The sequence below is a fragment of the Halorussus caseinilyticus genome (assembly GCF_029338395.1).
Taxonomy (GTDB): domain Archaea; phylum Halobacteriota; class Halobacteria; order Halobacteriales; family Haladaptataceae; genus Halorussus; species Halorussus caseinilyticus.
The window spans coordinates 1,538,233-1,556,800 of record NZ_CP119809.1 but is presented as its reverse complement, the minus strand read 5'-3'; the positions used below and the strand labels follow the sequence as shown (position 1 = coordinate 1,556,800).

Here is an 18,568-nt window from a genome sequence, read left to right as displayed (position 1 = left end):
GCTGTCGTCAGGCCGTGGTGGTCTCGTTCGCCGTCGTCTGCTCGCCGAAGGTGGCGTCGATAACGTCGTACTCCACGATGACGTACGCCGTCTCGACGACCGGCGACCCGTCCATCACGTAGGGGTCGTCGGCCTCCGGGAAGTCGTACCGCTGGTTGTCGTTGGTGTCCAGATGGGGCATGGCGACGAGGGTCTGGCTATCGTTGATACTCCCGTCGAGTTCGACCACGACGTTGCTGTGGACGCCGGGTTCGAGATACGTCGAGTTGCCCACGACCGGACCCACCGAGACGTTCTCGGCCGACGCGTAGTCACCGCTGACGTTCCGGGCCTCGTGAATCACGAGGAATCCGCCCTCGGGGACGACGACGCGCTCCAGCGTCACCGTCGTCGTGTTCGGTGCCCCGTCGGTGAAGCTGAATCCGGCGGACTGGTTCAGGAAGATGACGCTCGCGGTGGCTTGGCCGGTCGGCGTCTGCGTCGTCTGTGCGGTCCCTTCGGCCGTTGTCTCCGCCGTCGTGGTCTGGGTCGTCTGGTTTCCGCCCGCCGTGGTCGTCTCCTGTGCCATCGGTACGCCGTCGGTCGCACTCGTCTCCGTCGGACCGGTGCCCGCGGCCAGCGCCGCCGACGTTCCGGCGAGGAGTAGCGCGACTACCGCCAGTACTATCGTCTTTCGTGTCATGTGTCTCCGCCGAAGTTACGGCAATCGGGGGCAAGAGCGTGTCAATCGTTCATCGGTCGAACGCCGGGATACTCGGAGCTAGGTCGGGACTGAACTCGCGTAATCAGGGATTTGGTTCGCGCGTCACCCAAGCGGCCGGAACCACACCGCCACGAGCAACAGGGCGAGGAAGACGTACGACCCCCGGACCAACAACATCGTCGCCACCTCCGGGTCGGCCCGGCGAGCGACGGCGGCGACGGCCCCGAATCCGGCGACGGCGGCGACGCTACTCGGCGGGAAGACGGCGAGGGCGGCGAGCGCGACCACCAGCAGGAGCGCCGTCGCCATCAGCGCGTAGGCCGCGGTTCGGGCGCGCGCCGGGCCGACCGCCACCGCGACGGTGCGCTTGCGGATGGACCGGTCGTAGTCGAAGTCCTGCGCGTCGTCGATTACCTTCACGCCCGAGAGCAGGACGAGGAACACCGCCGCGAACGCGACGGGCACGGCAGTCAGCGTCCCTGCCTGCACGTAGTAGCCCCCGAGGAGCGCCAGCGCGATGCCGAGCGGATAGCCCGTGGTGGCGGTAACGGGGTTGGTGTCGAGTTGCGGGGCGTGGTGGTAGGCGACCAGCCACGTCGGGAGGGTCAGCAGGGCCGCGCCGACGCCTGCGAGCGCCCAGAGCGCGAGCAGGCAGACCGAAAACAGCGCGGTCGAACCCGCGAGCGCGGCCTTGCACCCCCGTTCGGAGAGGGGGTGGTCGTCGTCCTCGTTGCGGACGTAGAAATCGACGTAGCCATCCTTGACGTGGGCGGTGTACACCGCCGCGAAGATGGCCGTCAGGTGGGCCAGACCCGCCAGCGGCGCGAACGTGCCCGCCAGCACGCCGCCGAACAGCGAGCAGGCGACCGGCGGGAGCATGAACACGGGGTGGACCTGCGAGGCCAGTGCGCGGGCCGCGGGGACGACGCCGGACTCCCGGCGCGAGATGGGCATGGTACCATCGGACGGGAGCGAGACGCATAAAATCTCAGGGCGGTCGGTGTCGGCTATCGGTACGTCTCCGCGTCTTCGTTGATGTGTTCGTGCGCCTTCCGCATCGCTTCGGTGGCGTCGGAGTCCGACCACACGCCGAATCCGGCGTAGATGTCTCGTTCGTCGTCGGTCAGTCGTTCGAGGAGGTCGGTGACACTCTCGTCGTCGCCCTTTCGCGCTTCGAGTCGCTCGTCGGTTTCGTCGCTGATGCGAATCTTCCCCTCCACGTGCAGACTCGTGTACGTCCGCGTCTACATTTGAGTGTTTTGTGGACCCTGACGGCGGTGCGACTCCGGCGAACTCCGACGACAGCGCGAGTTGGCTTGAACCGATGAAGACCGCACCGCAACCGCGACCGGGATACTCTCTATCGTCGTAGAGAACGATAGAGTAGTCTTTAAAAAATTTGTGTCGTGGTCAAAAACCTAAAAACGATTCCTAAGCAAATGAAAATCTATGTCTGGTCGGCCTACCGAACCGCGTTCGTCGCCTCGCGCATGATTTCGATGGCTTCCTTCAGCGACTCCATGTCGGTGGCGTAGGAGATGCGGGCGTAGCCCTCGCCGTGGTCGCCGAAGGCCTCGCCGGGCACGACCACGACGCCGCGGTCCACCACTTCGTCGGCCCACCCGTCGGGAACCTTCGGCATGGCGTAGAACGCCCCGCGCGGCGTCGGGCAGTCCAGACCCATCTCTGCGAACCCGTCGAGCAACACGTCCCGGCGCTCCTCGAACGCCGACACCATCTCCTCGACCGGTTCCTGCGGGCCGGAGAGCGCCGCCTCCGCCGCGTACTGGGCCGGGGCGCTGGCGCAGGCCTGCACGTAGCCGTGGACCCGGAGCATGCGCTCGATTCGGCGCTCGCTGGCGGCGACCCACCCGAGTCGCCATCCGGTCATCGAGTAGGTCTTCGAACAGGCGTTGACCACGACCACGTTGTCCGAGTCGGCGTAGGCCATCGGCGAGTGGTGTTCGCCGTCGAAGACGATGTGTTCGTACACCTCGTCGGAGATGCAAAGCACGTCGTGTTCGTCGGCGATGCGGGCGAACTCCCGCATGTCTTCCTCGGTCTGGACCGCCCCGGTCGGGTTGGCGGGACTGTTGACGATGAACGCCGCGGTGTCGTCGGTGATGGCCTCTTCGACCGCCGCGGGGTCCAGAGTCAGGTCGTCGCGGACCGCGACCGGTTTGGGTTCGCCGTCGGCGATTCGGGTCAGCGCGTCGTAGGAGACGAATCCGGGGTCGGGGAAGATGACTTCCTCGCCGCCGTCTACGTGGGCCTCGATAGCGAGGTGAAGCGCCTCGCTCCCGCCAGCCGTCGCTATCAGGTTCTCCGGCGGCACCGAGAAGCCGTTGTCTCGGTCGTGCTTCGCGCTAATCGCCTCTCGGAGTTCGGGTATCCCCTTGTTGGAGGTGTAGGCGTCGGCCTTCCCCGCTTCGATGGCCTCGACTGCGGCCCGTCGCGCGTGTTCGGGCGTCGGGAAGTCGGGTTGGCCCAGTCCGAGGTTGATGGCGTCCTCGCCCGCCGCCTCGAACACTTCGCGGATACCGCTAATCGACACCTGCTCTACTCTGTCGGAGAACTCGGTCATGGTTGCGAATGGACGCTCCGGTACGATAATTCTTGATACTCTTCGGTTCCCGCAGATTTCGCCAGACGCCGCCTCTCGAAAATCCTACGACAACCGCGCCGCGATGTCCGCCTCGGTGATGATGCCGACCGTGTTGCCGCGTTCGGTGACGACGACGGCCTTGTGGTGGCCGAGGTCGGTGCTGAGTTCGTCGAGCGTGGCGGTCCGGGACTTGGTGGGGAAGCTCTCGCCCATGAACTCGCTGACCGGTTGGTCGCGGGCGTCCTCGCCGACGCTCATCAGGTCCTCGAAGCTGATAGAGCCGACCGGAACGCCGTTTTCGATGACGGGCATCTGGGAGAAACCCTCCTCCTGCATCTTCGAGACGGCGTGGCTCACCGAGTCGTCGGGACCGACGCTAACTACGTCCTCGTGCATCAGGTCGCCCGCGCGAACGATGTCGCCTTCCGACTCTTCGAGTGCGTCCACGATGTGCCGGAGCGTCGAGAGTCGCGGGTCAACGTCCCCGCCCTCGATTCGCGCGATGAGTGGCTGAGAGACCCCTGCACGGTCGGCCAACTCGCTCTGGGTCAGGCCGAGTTCGGTCCGGCGCTCCCGAATGTCTTGGGGCGTCGGTAACTCCATGTGGCCGGATAACTGCCGGTAATAGATAAACCTTCGGACTACGCGCCGGGCGCTCCTACTCGCCTTCCGGCCCGCGCGGGCGAATCTTGAACCCGTACCGCGTCACGCCCTCTTGGGTGTAGACCCGGCGCATCGTCGTCTCCACGGGGTCGCCGATTGCCACGTCCGAGGGGTCCGCGGCCACAACCTGCGCCGGGACGCTCGCCGAGTCGCCGTCGGGACCGTCCAGTGCGACCACCGCGACGGCGAAGTCGCCGGACTGGGCCTGCTGTTCGGCGAACTCCGGCGGCGCGCCGCCCTGCGAGATGACCGTGGCCGCCTCCACCGTGCCCTCGCCGGTGAGTCGAACCTCGTCGTAGCCGTCCACGAGCGCCTTGCAGTCGTTGCAGGCACCTTCGGGCGGGAAGTTGAGACCGCCACACTCCGGACACCGGCCCGCCAGCAGGCGGTGGCGCTGGTCCAAGGTCCGTCGCCACGACGGGACGCTGACGTACGCGCCGCCGCCGTCGGGCGGTCCCGAGGTCAACTCGCCGCGCTTACGGAGGTACTCGGCGTAACTGACGGATTCGCCGTCGTCAAGCGCGAGCGACGAAGGGATTCCGTCGGCGTCGCTCCCCCCGCCAGCGTTCTCGACCAGCAGAGCGTCCGCGCCAGCGCCACTGCCGAACGAGGCCGCGAGAACGGTCTCCGCGCCGTCCGCGAGCGCGCGAGCGAGCGCGAGCGGAACGCTCGCCGCGGCGGTGTCGCCCAACTCGTGGACGGTCGCACACGCCCCAATCCGGTCGGTATCGACGCCGAGCGCATCCGCCGCGCGGTAGGGGAGTTTGCCGTTCGGGGCTTGGACCGCCGCGGCGTCAACCTCGCTCGCGTCGGCGAGGTCTAACTGCTCGACTGCCCCGGCCAGCGTCTCGGTGAACGCTCGGCGCTCGTATCCGGTCGCGCCGAGCCCTTCGACTGCCTCCGACCCTGCGCGCCGGAAGCGCGTGCCGGGGTACTCGCTGGCGTACTCGGCGCGTTCGCGGACCTCTGCCCCGCCCGCACTCCCGCCGGACTCCGAGAGGACGAACGCGGCCGCGCCCGCTCCGGCGGCGTGGTCCTCGTCGCTGTCGGGTCGCCCGCGCGGGCAGTCGGCGGCGACGACGAGGCCGACCGACTCGCCGGAGGGCGGCGAGTCGTCGGCCTCCTGCTCCCACGGCCCGGCCGACAGCGCGGCGTCGAGCGCCCGCGTCCCGGCCCGCGTGCTTCCCGTGAAGACGTGACGAGTCGCGGATTGGGGTACCGACAGCATCCCGCCGAGTCGGGCGGTCAGGTCCTCCTCGGCCAGCGGCGGCGTCGTGGACGCGAACGCGAGGAACGACACGTCCGCTCCCGCGCGGTCGGCCGCGTCGAGCGCACGCGAAGCCGCCTCGTACGCCATCGTCACGGCGTCCTCGTCGGCGTCGGGGACTGCCTTCGAGTTCACTCCGGCGGCGTGGAACTGTCCCCACGCCTCCTCGAAGGCTTCCGCGGAGACCCGGAACCGCGGCGCGTAGGCTCCGACGGCCTCGATTTTGGGATTCATTTCGCCACCTCCCGCTCCTTCTCTCGCGGCTTCGCCGCTCGACTGTTCGAGGCGCTTCGCGCCTCGCGCTCGAAGACGTGGACGACTGCCGCGCCGCCGCTCCCGCCGACGTTGTGGGTCAGGCCGCGGGTCGCGTCCTCGACCTGTCGGTTCCCGGCGTCGCCCGAGAGTTGCTTGAAGGCCTCCGCGACCTGTCCGGCCCCCGTCGCCCCGATGGGGTGGCCCTTCGACTTGAGACCGCCGGAGGTGTTGACCGGCAGGTCGCCGTCGAGCGCGGTCGTTCCGGACTCGGCGAGTTCGCCGCCCTCGCCGGGTTCGCAGAAGCCCAAGTCCTCGTAGGCCAGAATCTCGGCGATGGAGAAACAGTCGTGAACCTCCGCGAAGTCGATGTCGTCGGGCGTGACTCCGGCGCGCCGGTAGGCGGTCTCGGCGGCGCGCTGGGAGGCCTCGATACCGGTGTAGCTATCGCGCTGGAACAGGCCCACGGCGTCGCTGGCCGCGCCGACGCCAGCGACGCGGATGGGGTCGTCGGTGTACTCGTCTACCACGTCTTCGCTGGCAATCAGGGCGACTGCGGCCCCGTCGGTGGTCGGACAGCAGTGGTAGAGCGTGAGGGGGTCGGCGACGGTCTGGGCGTTCTCGGCGTCCTCCAGCGAACACTCGAAGCCGAGTTGGGCGTGGGGGTTCTTCGCGCCGTTGCGGTGGTTCTTGACCGCGACGTGGGACATCTGTTCGGTCGTGGTGCCGTACTCGGCCATGTGCGCGTCGGCCATCTGCGCGTAGACTCCGGCGAAGGTGGTCCCGGAGAGTCGCTCCCACTCGGTCTCGCCCGAGACGCCCAGCCAGTACTTGGTGGCGTCGCCGGACATGTCGGTCATGATTTCGACCCCGCCCGCAAGCACCACGTCGGCCATCCCGGACCTGACGGCCTGCACCGCCTGCCGGACCGCGTACCCGGAGGCGGCGCAGGCGTTCTCGACTCGCGTGGTCGGGATGCCGTGGAGTCCGACGTGTTCGGTTGCGGCCGGTCCGGACAGACCCAGTTGGCGGCCGCCCACGCCGAGGGTGCCGACGACGGCCTCGTCCACGTCGTCGGAGTCCATACCCGCGGGCACGGAGTCGCGGGCCGCCTCGAACGCGGTGCGGAACAGCGACCGGTAGCTTTCGTCGGGGAACGACCCGAAGTCGGTCTGGGCCGCGCCGACGAGATAGGCGTCGCGCATAGCTAGGGCGTGGATGTCTCGGAGGAAATAGTTGCTGTTGTCGGTCGGTTCGGCAGTCGTGACCGCCGTCGGTCGGCACGCACCACCGTCGTTTATTTCCGGAGCGTGCGAGTTCCACCGCGTGAACTCCCCGAACCCGAAGGACGCCCTCCTCGCGGTACTCGTCGTCTCCCTCGCCGTCACCGCCCTCGAACCCGGCGCGGTGAACGCCCTCCCCGGCTTCTCGGACCACACCGGACCCTCCGAGATGCGCGTCACGTCGCTCGAACGCCTCGACGCGGGGTGTCGGGACTCGGTGGCGAACTACGCCCGCGGGTCGGTCAGCGGCGGCACGTACACGCGGGTCACGTTTATCGAGACCGACGACCCGGACGCCGACCTCTCGGCGTGGGTCGAACGCACCTCGCCGCCGGGCGCGGACCTGAGTACGTTCCGCGTCTACGTCGAGTCCCACGCGAGCGAAGCAAGTGAAGTCGCAAGCGCGACGACCGACGACTGCGAGACGGGCGTCCAGTACCGCATCGAGGCGACCACCAGCGGCGGAAGCCCTGCCGGAGTCCTGCCGGACGCCCACGGCGTCCGCGTCCGGTGGTTCGAGAACGGCGAGGAGGCCGGATGTTCGGGAAGCTACACGAGTTCGCTCCGCGGCGGGTGCGGACAGTTCCGCGAGGACGAGCGCCCGGACCGGACGTGGGCCAACGCGACGACCAAACTATAGTGAGCTATAGAAATCGCAAAAGAATCTTTTAGTATTAAATATCATTGTTAAAGAAGCATTTATGAGTCCCACGGCGGGAGAGTCGCGGGCCGACGGCCCGCGACTCGGCGACCGGCCGGACGGTCCACCGGCACACGCTCGACTCACCAATCGACAGCGAACGCTCGACTCACCAATCGACGGGGGATAAAGGGGCCGCCCAGTCGCGTTCACTTCAGTCGCTTCTGCGGGCTACTATTCGAGCGAGCGAACGGAGTGAGCGAGCGAGAATATCCCGCAGAGCGACCGCGACCGGGAGGGAGCTTTCTGGACGTTCTTCTCCGTAGCTCTGGCGGTAGCGATGCGAAGCGAACAGAAACCTTCCGAGGCTTTCCCGTCACCATTCCGCGGTGGCCGTAACCACCCCACGACGAGACGACGACCAAACAGTTTAGACCCCTTCTTGCGAATTATTATTCGATATGGTCTACAGCGACATCGAGACCGCCCCGCGTGAGGAACTCCGCGAGTTGCAGGACGAGCGACTCGCCGAGACCGTCGAGTACGCCTACGAGAACGTCGATTTCTACCGCGACGCACTGGACGAGGCGGGGGTCGCGCCAGAGGACATCGAATCGGTCGAGGACGTGTCGAAGCTTCCGTTCACGACGAAGGAGGACTTCCGCGACGAGTACCCGGACGGCCTGTTCGCGGTCGAACACGACGAGGTGTGCCGGATTCACGCTTCCTCGGGGACGACGGGCAAGCCCAAAATCGTGAGCTACACCGACGAGGACCTCGGCGTGTGGCGCGAAGTCATGGCCCGGTCGCTGTACGCCGCGGGCGTTCGGCCCGAACACGTCGTCCAGAACGCATACGGCTACGGCCTGTTCACCGGGGGTCTCGGATTCCACGACGGCGTCGAGGAGTTGGGGGCCTGCGTCATCCCGACCGGCGGGGGCAACACCGCCCGGCAGTTGGACATGCTACAGGACCTCGAAAGCGACGTGCTGTCGTGTACGCCCTCCTACTGCCTCTACCTCGCGGAGGCCGCCGAGGAGCGCGGTATCGACCCGAAGGAACTCCCGCTCTCGACGGTCGTCATCGGCGCGGAACCGTTCACCGACCCCATGCGCGAGGAAATCGAGGAAGCACTCGACGTGACCGCCGTGGACGTGTACGGTCTCTCGGAAATCATCGGGCCGGGCGTCTCCATCGAGTGCGAGGAGGTCCAGAACGGACTCCACGTCTGGGAGGACCACTTCTACCCCGAAGTCGTGGACCCCCAGACCGGCGAACCCCTTCCCGAGGGCGAGGAGGGCGAACTCGTCGTCACCTCGCTGACCAAGCAGGCCCTGCCGGTCCTCCGGTACCGGACCGGCGACATGACTTCGCTGACCTACGACGAGTGCGACTGCGGGCGGACCGTCGTCCGGATGGACAACGTGACCGGCCGGACCGACGACCTCATCATCGTCCGCGGGGTCAACGTCTACCCGAGCCAAATCGAGGAGGTCATGGTGGACATCGAACACGTCGCGCCCCACTACCGCATCGACCTCTACCGGAAGGGCAACCTCGACACGATGGAACTCACCGTCGAGTACACCGAGGATTACGAGGGCACTCACGAGGAACTGGAGCGTGACATCCGGAACGAACTGGAGGAGACGCTGGAAGTCAAACCCGACGAAATCGAAGTCGTCGGTCCCGGCGTCGTGGACCGGACCGAGACGGGGAAGGTCAAGCGCGTGTTCGACCACCGCGACGAGGAGTAATCGACGATATCTTAGGTCTCAGCTGGCCTTTAAATCACCTAATTCTAAGAAATTCAATATCAAAAAAAAACATTTAAATAACTCTTCATTCCGATCCTGTGTTAGAGAAGTTTATAGATTCTGGCAAATAGAGCTGTAAAGCGAACAACCTTTGTGGATAGGTCTGGTATTTCAAGGCTCAATGAGGGAGGATGAAGGCCATAACCCGGAGAAAGCAGAATCGATAAGAAACGAACTTAACAATACGTTTACCCATAATCTAAATAGTCGGAATCATATTCGCGACCGGGCGGCAACAATTCTTTCCGCAGATCTCGTGCTTACAGGGTTAGTAACCGGACTCGCAGGCTCACAGCAAGCTACGTTGTTAATATTTAGTGGAATTATCTCCATTATCGTCTCGATTTATTACTGCGCGCAGACATTAACATCTAATGACAGATATATTGGCCTAAATCCAAAAGGTGCGAAAGAAGCATTGGAGATGGGATCTAAAGCGTACTACAATAAACTAGCGTTGAAATATGAAAAGTGGATTGACCGGAATAATAAAGTAAAGAAAGATATGACTAAGAACTTAAATAGATCTATATGGGCAGCCTTCGCCGGGCTGTTATTCTTTGCTACCTCGGCATTTCCAGCCATTACGAAAATTGATACGTATCCTATTCTCGATATAGTGAGTATCATTATTATACCCGTCTTATCATACTACGGCCGTGAAAGAACCAAATTTTTGCAAGAAAGTCGGAGGGACAAAAAATTCTTTTAGTGTTTCTAGATATCACGTCTGCTCCCAAAATATAGTCAAACAGCAAAAACGAGCAAGTATCCCGACCTATAAGACAAACATTGATGAATAATAATGGGGATGACGATGACTGGGACCAACTTGACGAAGATATCGTAGATGACGAGCAAGATGACGGAAATGGTGAAATCGGGGTGGGCAATCAAGTAGACGAAAACAGAGTGGACCAACAAGTGATTGATACAAGTGCTTTAGAAGACTTACTTGAGGATGTAGCAACGACAGACGAGTTTGTTGCTGAACTAAATGAAGAAGTTATTGGTATGGTTAGCACCGCACGGAAACGCGCTTTGACGCAGAATCGTGACTCCATCCAGCCACGAGATTTGCCCCGAATTAACAGCGAAAAAGACGACGAGTGGGACCAACGAGATGGTGATAGCCCCTAAGGAACAGTTATAAATGAGTTGACACGGGTAAAACGTAGACTTTCCCTCGGACTTCGCGGGGAATCAGTCCGTCACGCTGATTCCGCCGAAGGCGACGAACCCCGTCACCACGAGGTCCACGTCCTCGCTCTCCTCCTCGCGGCGGGGTCGGTCGTCCTCGGCCGCGCCGAAGACCGGAAGCACGTCCACCCGGACGTTCCAGTCGCGGGGCACCACCACGTCGATGCCGCCGAAGAGGGCCGTCGCCGACACCTGCGCCGGTCTGTCGGTGAGTTCGGTGTCACGCAGGTCGAGTTCCGCGCCGCCGAAGAGGGCGGTGAGGTCGGCCCCCGCGAAGGATTTCGAGGTCGAACGCTTCTCGCTCCCGCCGAAGAGCGCCAGCGCCGACACGTAGTCGTCGGGGACCGTGTGGGCGCGAGCGCGGTAGCGCGCCAGCACGACCGAGAGACCGAACGCGATGACGAACACCGGCCAGAGCGGGGCGAGGTCCGCGAACTCGACGACGCCGAGCGCGACGAGTTGGGACCCGCCCGCGAGCAGGGCGACGACGAGCGGTCCGGCGACGTTCCGGAACTCGCTGGCGACCATCGCGTACAGCGCGACGAGAACGAACAGCGACGGGACGTAGGTCAGCAGAGCGCCGGTGTCGAACACGCCGGTCGTGTCCAACAGGAGCAAGACGCCGATGAGAACGACGAGCGCGCCGAAGATGGTCTGGCTTGCGGGTCTGCGACCGAGGTTTCGGGATTTGGTTTCTGTAGCCATACTTGTAGTACGACCAAGAGAGATATAACCCTACTCGCGGATTCTCGTCGGGCGAGAACCGTGCCAGTGAGCGTCACGCGACCGAGAACGTGACGCGATACCGGACCGTCGAACTGCCGTCGCTTTCTCCGTCGCTCTCGCCATCGCCGCCGTCGCTCCGCACGCCGAGCGAACTCTCGACGGCGTACTCGCCGGGCGGGAGGTCGGCCGGGACCGCGTAGGTCTCGGCGACCGACTCGCCGGGACCGAGCGTCGAGACGAGGGCGAGGTCGTTGACCGACGCGATTCGGCGGCCGTCGGTCCGAACGTGGTCGCTGTCGGCGTAGGCGTCGGTCCAGAGCAGGCGGTGCGCCGAGGAGTCTGGCGCGTCCGCCGGGCGACAGCGGACGACGCCGAACGGTCGGGGTACGCCGCTGGAGAGGCGAACGTCGGCGTCTCCGTCGTTGCGGAGCGCGAGGCGGAGACGGCCGTCGCGGACCTCGGCCGACACCGAGACCGGAACCGGGTCGCGCTTCTCGACGTAGGTCGTGTAGAAGGTGTCGTCGAGGCGGACGTACTCGTGGGACCGGAGGGCCGCGAGCAGGCCCGCGGGTGCGCGGTCGAACCCGTACGCGCCGCGGGCGCGACCCGCGCGCCGGACGAGTCGGCGAGTCCGCTCGGACTCCGCGCTGGCGTTCCACACCGACCCGCCGACCGCCTTCGAGACCGGCACCTCGGTCGCCGACATCTCGTAGGGCGGGCCGGAGTCGGTGACTTCGACCGAGAATGAGACGACTTCGCCGTGGTAGCGTACGGCGTCGTAGGTCTCGAAGAACTCCCGGAGCGACGGCCAGACGTAACTCAACTCGATTCCCTCCCGGCGAGCGATTCCCAAGAGACCGCTGGTGACGTAGCCGTCGTGGGTGACGGCCCGTTCGTACTCGTCGTAACTGGCGACTTCGCCGGACACGTCGGACTCGGCGGCGGACTTCGCGGTGACGCGGTAGGTCGGGAAGGTGTCTTCGAGTCGGTAGTAGGTCGCGTCGCGTTCCACGAACGGAGTCCCGCTGGCGAATTTGCGAAGCCACATCGCCGGGTCTCGGGTCCGGTAGGTCCCGTCGATGGCGGTAGCGACGACTTCGCGCTGGCGGTCGGTCAAGTCCGAGAACGCGGTGACGCCGCCGCCGGGGTCGTCGCCGAGGTCGTTCAGGCGAACCACGTAGTCGAACGTCTCGACGCCAGCGACCGAGAGGGCGGCGTCGTCGCCCGACTCGTCGGCGGCCGCCATCCGAGTCGTGGCAGTGGGCGAGACCGTCGCGTCGGCCGGTCTCGCGTCGGTGTCGAACCGGCCCAAGCAACCGGCGGTCGCCGCGGCCGCGCCGACCGCGAGGTGGAGGAACGGGCGGCGTTTCATACCGGTTGATGACACTCGGGGTTCAAAAATATGCATGAATTGAAGTAGAAAACTGGTGTCGCGCCGTCGGGCGAGCGACCGCCCACGGTCGCTCGCCCGACACTCACGTCCGGCAGTCGCTCGCCCGCCGTTCATTCGCCGGGGAGGTACACCCGGCCGCGGAAGGTGGCGATTTCGTCGCCACGTTCGTCGGTGACGGCGACGCGGTAGGAGGCGGTTCGACCCCGCCGGTGGATTCGCTCGGCGTCGGCGGTCAGCGTCCCGCCGACTTCGACGGTCTCGTAGTAGGAGATGTTGGTCTCCATCGCGAGGGCGGCGTCGCCCTCGCTGTTGGACGCGGCCGCGAACGCGGCGTCCGCGAGCGAGTAAATCGCGCCGCCGTGGGGCGTGCCGTGGAAGTTGAGCAGGTCGTCGGTGACTGTCAACTCGGTCGTGGCGGTGCCGGGACCGAGTTCGGCCAACTCGACGCCCAGTTTCTCGCAGAAGGGGTCGGCGGCGATTCGCTCGCGGCGGTCGTCCGGAATATCGGTCATGGCCGTAATTGACGCGACGAATACTTATAGTTTGGTCGTAGCAATGATAATAATGCTGAGGAAATTGTCTCTTCATGTTTAAGACATATATAGTTATTCGGACCGGAACGCTCGTTCCGAAAGCGCGCCGACCGATGTATCCGACTCCGGGTCGCGCCCATCCGCGCGTGGTCTGCGCGAACGGACGTGAGTGCAGGCTCGTCGGAACTCGCTTCCGACGGTGGATGAGCAACGCAGGCCGGAGGCCGAGTAGCTCAATCGGTTGGGGAGGCGTGTGGCCCGCGGTGGCGGTGCGGTTGCGGTATGATTGGCTCAAGTCTAGAACTAGCGTCTCACGTCAGTCTCCAGCGTAGCGTCGTCTTCCGTGACGCCAAGCACTCACCCGTTCCCGAAACCCACAACCCCAGAGCAACTAGTCGCCTGCACCCGAAATACCATAGAATTTTATCGCCACCGGGCGAACCCCGAAATATGCCCTACAGCTACACGCCCCACCACTTCGAGGACTTCGAGGAGGGCCAGACCTTCGAGAGCGTCGGTCGGACCGTCACCGAGTACGACTTCGTGATGCACTCGGCGTTCGCGGGCGACTGGACCGAACTCCACACCAACAAGGAGTACGCCGAAGAGGAGTACTTCGGCGAGCGCGTGGCCCACGGCCCGATGACGTTCGTGCTGGCGACCGGATTCGTCTACCGCACCGGCATTCTAGAGCGCACGGTGCTGGCGTTCCTCGGGATGAACTACATGGACATCCCGAACCCGGTCCACATGGACGACACCATCAGCCTCGACATGGAAGTCGTGGAGACGAAGGACATTTCCAGTCGGGACGACGCCGGACTCGTCGTGATTGATACCGTGATGACGAATCAGGAGGATACCGTCGTGTTCGAGGGTGACATGAAGTTCCTGATTAAGAAAGAAGAGGCGGACGACGCGTAGTTGGCCATACGTAGCCGCCGGTATTTTAATTCAGAAATCCTCTAACGTCGTACTCTCATGCATTTCGGAGACACCTGCAAGGTCGATAACTTCGGTTTCGCTAGTAGTGTCCTCGACGAGAACCTCTGTTTCGTCACCTGCCTCGCGCTCACGCAGTTCGACTAACGCCTCGACTGCTCTTTTTAATTCCTTGACTCGTCCTTCGAACCCAATTGCGGTCATGACCGCTTTATCTAGTACATCCCGTTCTGCTTCGAGCTTTTCTGAATCAGTCTCTCCGCCGAGTTCTTTCTCGGCCTTTAGTAGTTCCTCGAAGGCATCGAGAATTGCGTCTCGCTTACTTTGACTAATTTCAGATATTTTTGGGAGTAGAATCGAGTTGGCCTCGTATACTTTGACTTCTGAGCGAGTCATTCCTTGCCCACCTGCTTGCCTTCCTTCGATTTCCCGTGAGAGCCACGCAAGACGGGAATTCAAGCACGCACATAGCAAGCGATAATCTGCTGTGCTGTTCGGTTCGATATTGTAGAACTGGGTCGTACCGACACCATCTTCAGTGTTCCAGAGAACGACGTTTTCTCGCCACGCAAATCGAGGGATGAGCATCGGCGCGACATCCATCTCACCGAGGTCGTACCAAATGTCTCGTCGTTCGCAAGTTGCGTTCGTATCGTACCCTTGTTGCTCACCCCACACGATGTACTCGTGAAGTAACTCATAGCCGTTTTCTTCGAACCAGTTCTTTACTCGCTCTGCCGGGTCGTCGTTCATAAAGTTGTCCGACTCCTTCCGGGCTTTCTCAACGAGGTCGTGAATGTCGAGAATCACCCACTCTTTGGCCTGTTCACCTTCGAACGAAACTTGTCGAACCTGTCCGCTCGCTTTCAGTAGTGGGCGGGTGTACGGTTCGAGACCGAGGTCGTTCATCTCTTCGGTCCGGCCGATAAAGAACTTGTTAGCACCGCTTTTGATACCGTAACTGAGGTCTGCGACTTCCCCGAGTCGGGTTGTATTGGGAGTCTTTTCCAGTTCGAAGTAAAGTGTGGGGGCGATGAAATACCGGTTCCACTTATCTTGGTTTTTAAGTGCGTGTTGTGGCTGTGTCACTAAGCGATACTGTTCGTTCTTTACCAACTGATTCGCGTCCCACTCTTCTTCTACGAGACCTGCAATTTCTTCGACATCCATCCCACGCCGAACACGAAGGAACTTGGTAACGTTCTCGTCACGGAGTTCCGAATTGGGTTCCTTAGTAAGAACGAAAATCGTAGAACCAACGAGTGCATCGTCAAACGCTTGCCGGTCAAATCGGATGACGGCATCTATACAGTACTGTTCAAGCATGAACTGTTGTAGGTCCGCTCCGTAGTTGGTGTCAAGCCAACGGTCAGACGTAATATAACTCAGCTTCCCACCATCTGCGAGGAACTCAGTTGCGTGTGTGACGAAGTAAGAGTAAATGTCGGAACGCTTCGAAAGGTATCCCGCATCAACATCACCGTTTTCGAGATGCTCTCTGACCGTATCTTTGTCAGAAATCATCTCCTGTCTTATGTATGGCGGGTTGCCGATAATCGCGTCAAATCCTCCGAGTTGGTCGTCGGTGTACGCATCCTCCTTTTCGGTACCACTCGTTCCTGCTGATTCCCCACCAAACTCGGTGTAACCTTTCACGTCGAAGAAGTTCCGTATCTTGATGTTAACGTCTTCAGTGTAGGAATCGAGGTCTTGAATTGCAAGATTGATAGCAGAGAGATGGGCGGGAAAGCGGTTGGTTTCTACGCCGTAGATTTGATTGAGGATGCGTTCGTGGCTTCCCGCTGGTTCGGCGAGTTGGGACTTAAGTCGGTCGTAGGCAGAGATAAGGAATCCACCGGACCCACATGCTGGGTCGAGTATGTCATCCGAGCCAGAATTGATAGTGAGGCGAGTAATGAGGTCAGTGACTGCAGGTGGTGTATAATACTCGCCGTATTCTCGACGACGGTCAATCGGAATCACCTGTTCGTAGATACGACCGATTACGTCGGAATTGAACCCTGTGAGGTCCCGTTCTTCGAGCTCGAGAATGAAATCTCGGACTCGCTCTTCGACACGGCCAAGTGGGATTTCGCTATAAACGTCATCGTGTTCGTAGACTGCTTCGAAGTCGATATTGTCAACAACGGTCTCGAAGTGTTCGTTTAGGTCTTCACGGAGATACGAACGACGAACGTCAAGCGGGTTAATTTCACTATGATATGCCGTGCTTTGTTCTAACATCTTGTAAAAGAGAATTTTGTTGATAAGAAGGTAAGCGGATTGTTCGCTAAATTCGGCGATGATTTCTTCTTTGAGGGAAGTCGAAGATTCTTCCCAATCTATGTTTTGTTTATCAGTCCACTCGAAGAACGATTCGCGGAATGCATCATCGTTCTTGAGTTCGCTCTTGACAGTTTTCTCGAGTTCAGGCGCGATGAATCCATGTAAGGCCCGAATCCGTTCAATAAAGAAGGCGTCCAGCGAGTCCCAGTTTTCGTCACCGCTATGCAATCGGCTAATTTCGTCAAGAAGGGTGTTGGCGAACTCTTTCGGGTCGCTAATTTCATACGATTTAGTGCTTCGCTGGAGAAGAGGAACGCCCTGCGTGAAAGCGTCGAAGATGACGAGTCGATTACCGTTGTAAGTGCAAAAGAAGGGTGCCCCGAGGCTACCTGCGTAAGCGAATGCTTGGCGGATGACCGTTGGTGCGAATGGGTCGATGTCTCGACCACCACCGGGTCGTTTTGCTTCAATTACGAAAATGGGGTCATCATCGTGGTTAAATACCACGATGTCTGCACGTCCATTGATGTTACGAGCGTGTTCAGGACTAACTTTAGAATACGTGATGTTCCCTCTACTGGGTTTCTCTTCAATTGCGTTTTGAAGATGTCGATAAAATTCGAAGTGAACATCTGCTTCTTTCATATTCAAATAAAATTTTCTCTTTTATATAATAGTTATTATATTATTTAAAATGTAATTATACGCCGTTTTACGGGGTTCACAGACATCCTTCGCACGATTTTTCACCACACTCCACGAACACCACTCCATGCCCAAACTCGACGTAGTAGCCGACCATCCCGACGACAACCCCATCATCGACACTCACTGCCACCAACCCACCGAGGAGTTCCTCCACGACGCGGGCGGACTCATGATGGAGGACGCCGCCGAGAAGTTCGGCACCTCTATCGAGACCGACACTTACGACTCGCTCATCGAGGAGTACCACGAGGTCGGTATCGGGAAGACCGTTCTCTTGGGGTGGGACGCCGAGACCAACACCGGCAACCCGCCGGTGCCCAACGACTACGTGGCGGAGGTCCGCGACGAGTACGACGACTTCTTCGTCGGGTTCGCCAGCGTGGACCCCCTCAAGGACGACTGCGTGCAGGAGGCCGAACGCGCCGTGAAGGACCTCGACCTCTCGGGGTTCAAGTTCCAGCAAATCGCGCAGGGCTTCGACCCGAGCGACCCCGAACACGAGGAGCTATTTGCGACCATCGAGGACCTCGGCGTCCCCGTCGTCTTCCACGGCGGCAACTCCACGCTCGGGGCGGGCGCACCGGGCGGGCGCGGACTCAAAATCAAGCACGGCAACCCGATGCTGATAGACGACGTGGCCGCCGAACACCCCGACCTCCAGATTCTCATCGCCCATCCCGCCTTCCCGTGGGAGAAAGAGCAACTCGCCATCTGCCAGCAGAAGGGCAACGTCTACATGGACCTCTCGGGGTGGATGCCCCGGTACATCGACGACCAAGTTCTCCACTACGCGAAGAGTCTTCTGAAGGACAAGGTGATGTTCGGTACCGACTACCCGATGATAGAACCCGCGCCGTGGCTAGACCAGTTCGAGGAACTCGACTTCCCCGAGGAAGTCCAGCGGAAGATTCTCTGGGAGAACGCCGAATCCTTCCTCGGACTGTGACCGACTGACGCCGCAGTCGTCGGTCAAAAAAGTTCGAATCCGAGTACCGGTCCGGCCGAACGTCTCGTTCGGCCTCGTTAGGCCGTGATGGGACTGTTCGTAATCGGACCGTCGGCCGTGATAGGTCCGCTACCCGTGATAGGCCCGTGACCCGTGATGGGGGCCTTGGCCGTGATGGGCGCGTTACCCGTGATGGGCGCGTTCCCTGTGATGGGACCGTGACCCGTGATGGGGGCCTTAGCGGTGATGGGCGCGTTACCCGTGATGGGCGCGTTCCCTGTGATGGGACCGTGACCCGTGATGGGGGCCTTGGCCGTGGTGGGAGCGTCGGCCGTAATCGGACCGGCGTCACTACTAGCTGCTGCGGGCGAAGCCGCGAACCCGAGCGCCGAGACGAGCATGATTCCGACGACGAGGAGTCGCGTCGTTCCATTCATGGTAAGTCACGCGTGCGATTGGCTCGCACGCAAGTAACTTTCTATCGTATTCATAAATAAGAATTCTGCCAATAGAAATATATACCTGTTAGGGGGTAAATTCAAGCAACTTCCAGTCAGGTTACTTCCCGAAAGCGACAGACCACTGGAAACCGCGATTTTTGTCC

Annotated in this window: 18 protein-coding genes; 6 read left to right on the top strand and 12 right to left on the bottom strand. The window is 61.7% G+C overall.

The window, feature by feature from the left end; genetic code table 11:
- Nucleotides 1-7: 7 nt before the first annotated feature.
- The 7 genes from P2T60_RS07770 to P2T60_RS07740 form a co-directional block, all read right to left on the bottom strand.
- Nucleotides 8-682: a DUF7282 domain-containing protein gene (locus tag P2T60_RS07770; RefSeq protein ID WP_276281984.1), complete on the bottom strand. Its 675-nt coding sequence runs from the start codon at nt 680-682 to the stop codon at nt 8-10.
- A 123-nt stretch (nt 683-805) separates the two neighbouring features.
- Nucleotides 806-1,657 (bottom strand): UbiA family prenyltransferase, encoded by an 852-nt coding sequence (locus P2T60_RS07765; RefSeq protein WP_276281983.1) that lies wholly within the window; start codon nt 1,655-1,657, stop codon nt 806-808.
- Nucleotides 1,658-1,710: 53 nt separating this feature from the next.
- A complete protein-coding gene (locus tag P2T60_RS07760; protein WP_276281982.1) occupies nt 1,711-1,923 on the bottom strand; it encodes an antitoxin VapB family protein in 213 nt (70 codons plus the stop codon).
- A gap of 242 nt (nt 1,924-2,165) precedes the next feature.
- Nucleotides 2,166-3,287 carry a pyridoxal phosphate-dependent aminotransferase gene (locus tag P2T60_RS07755; RefSeq protein WP_276281981.1) on the bottom strand — a complete coding sequence of 374 codons (1,122 nt, stop codon included), beginning with the start codon at nt 3,285-3,287 and terminating at the stop codon, nt 2,166-2,168.
- An 84-nt stretch (nt 3,288-3,371) separates the two neighbouring features.
- A complete protein-coding gene (locus P2T60_RS07750) occupies nt 3,372-3,911 on the bottom strand; it encodes a CBS domain-containing protein (protein WP_276281980.1) in 540 nt (179 codons plus the stop codon).
- Between the two features lie 55 nt (nt 3,912-3,966).
- Nucleotides 3,967-5,472: an OB-fold domain-containing protein gene (locus P2T60_RS07745; protein ID WP_276281979.1), complete on the bottom strand. Its 1,506-nt coding sequence runs from the start codon at nt 5,470-5,472 to the stop codon at nt 3,967-3,969.
- On the bottom strand, nt 5,469-6,695 hold the full coding sequence (locus P2T60_RS07740; protein ID WP_276281978.1) for a thiolase domain-containing protein: 1,227 nt from the start codon (nt 6,693-6,695) through the stop codon (nt 5,469-5,471). Before P2T60_RS07740 ends, P2T60_RS07745 begins: the two co-directional genes overlap by 4 nt.
- Nucleotides 6,696-6,816: 121 nt before the next feature.
- Between P2T60_RS07740 and P2T60_RS07735 the strand changes: the two genes are divergently transcribed.
- The 4 genes from P2T60_RS07735 (at nt 6,817) to P2T60_RS07720 (ending at nt 10,370) form a co-directional block, all read left to right on the top strand.
- On the top strand, nt 6,817-7,413 hold the full coding sequence (locus P2T60_RS07735; protein ID WP_276281977.1) for a hypothetical protein: 597 nt from the start codon (nt 6,817-6,819) through the stop codon (nt 7,411-7,413).
- Between the two features lie 461 nt (nt 7,414-7,874).
- Complete coding sequence (paaK, locus tag P2T60_RS07730; RefSeq protein ID WP_276281976.1) at nt 7,875-9,170, top strand: phenylacetate--CoA ligase PaaK; 1,296 nt, start codon at nt 7,875-7,877, stop codon at nt 9,168-9,170.
- Between the two features lie 181 nt (nt 9,171-9,351).
- Nucleotides 9,352-9,942: a hypothetical protein gene (locus P2T60_RS07725; protein WP_276281975.1), complete on the top strand. Its 591-nt coding sequence runs from the start codon at nt 9,352-9,354 to the stop codon at nt 9,940-9,942.
- A gap of 83 nt (nt 9,943-10,025) precedes the next feature.
- Nucleotides 10,026-10,370: a hypothetical protein gene (locus P2T60_RS07720; protein ID WP_276281974.1), complete on the top strand. Its 345-nt coding sequence runs from the start codon at nt 10,026-10,028 to the stop codon at nt 10,368-10,370.
- A 63-nt stretch (nt 10,371-10,433) separates the two neighbouring features.
- On the opposite strand, the gene P2T60_RS07715 is transcribed toward P2T60_RS07720, so the two are convergent.
- From P2T60_RS07715 to P2T60_RS07705, 3 genes are all read right to left on the bottom strand, one after another.
- Complete coding sequence (locus tag P2T60_RS07715) at nt 10,434-11,135, bottom strand: LiaF transmembrane domain-containing protein (RefSeq protein WP_276281973.1); 702 nt, start codon at nt 11,133-11,135, stop codon at nt 10,434-10,436.
- Between the two features lie 73 nt (nt 11,136-11,208).
- Entirely contained in the window at nt 11,209-12,528 is a 1,320-nt protein-coding gene (locus P2T60_RS07710; RefSeq protein WP_276281972.1) for a DUF8130 domain-containing protein, read from the bottom strand.
- Between the two features lie 131 nt (nt 12,529-12,659).
- Nucleotides 12,660-13,061 carry a PaaI family thioesterase gene (locus tag P2T60_RS07705; RefSeq protein ID WP_276281971.1) on the bottom strand — a complete coding sequence of 134 codons (402 nt, stop codon included), beginning with the start codon at nt 13,059-13,061 and terminating at the stop codon, nt 12,660-12,662.
- A gap of 471 nt (nt 13,062-13,532) precedes the next feature.
- On the opposite strand from P2T60_RS07705, the gene P2T60_RS07700 reads away from it, so the two are divergent.
- On the top strand, nt 13,533-14,006 hold the full coding sequence (locus P2T60_RS07700; RefSeq protein WP_276281970.1) for a MaoC/PaaZ C-terminal domain-containing protein: 474 nt from the start codon (nt 13,533-13,535) through the stop codon (nt 14,004-14,006).
- 30 nt (nt 14,007-14,036) lie between these two features.
- On the opposite strand, the gene P2T60_RS07695 is transcribed toward P2T60_RS07700, so the two are convergent.
- Complete coding sequence (locus P2T60_RS07695; protein WP_276281969.1) at nt 14,037-16,955, bottom strand: N-6 DNA methylase; 2,919 nt, start codon at nt 16,953-16,955, stop codon at nt 14,037-14,039.
- Between the two features lie 127 nt (nt 16,956-17,082).
- On the opposite strand from P2T60_RS07695, the gene P2T60_RS07690 reads away from it, so the two are divergent.
- Nucleotides 17,083-17,964 (top strand): amidohydrolase family protein, encoded by an 882-nt coding sequence (locus P2T60_RS07690; protein WP_276281968.1) that lies wholly within the window; start codon nt 17,083-17,085, stop codon nt 17,962-17,964.
- 77 nt (nt 17,965-18,041) lie between these two features.
- Here P2T60_RS07690 and P2T60_RS07685 read toward each other — a convergent pair whose 3' ends face one another.
- Nucleotides 18,042-18,401: a hypothetical protein gene (locus P2T60_RS07685; protein ID WP_276281967.1), complete on the bottom strand. Its 360-nt coding sequence runs from the start codon at nt 18,399-18,401 to the stop codon at nt 18,042-18,044.
- Between the last annotated feature and the right edge of the window lie 167 nt (nt 18,402-18,568).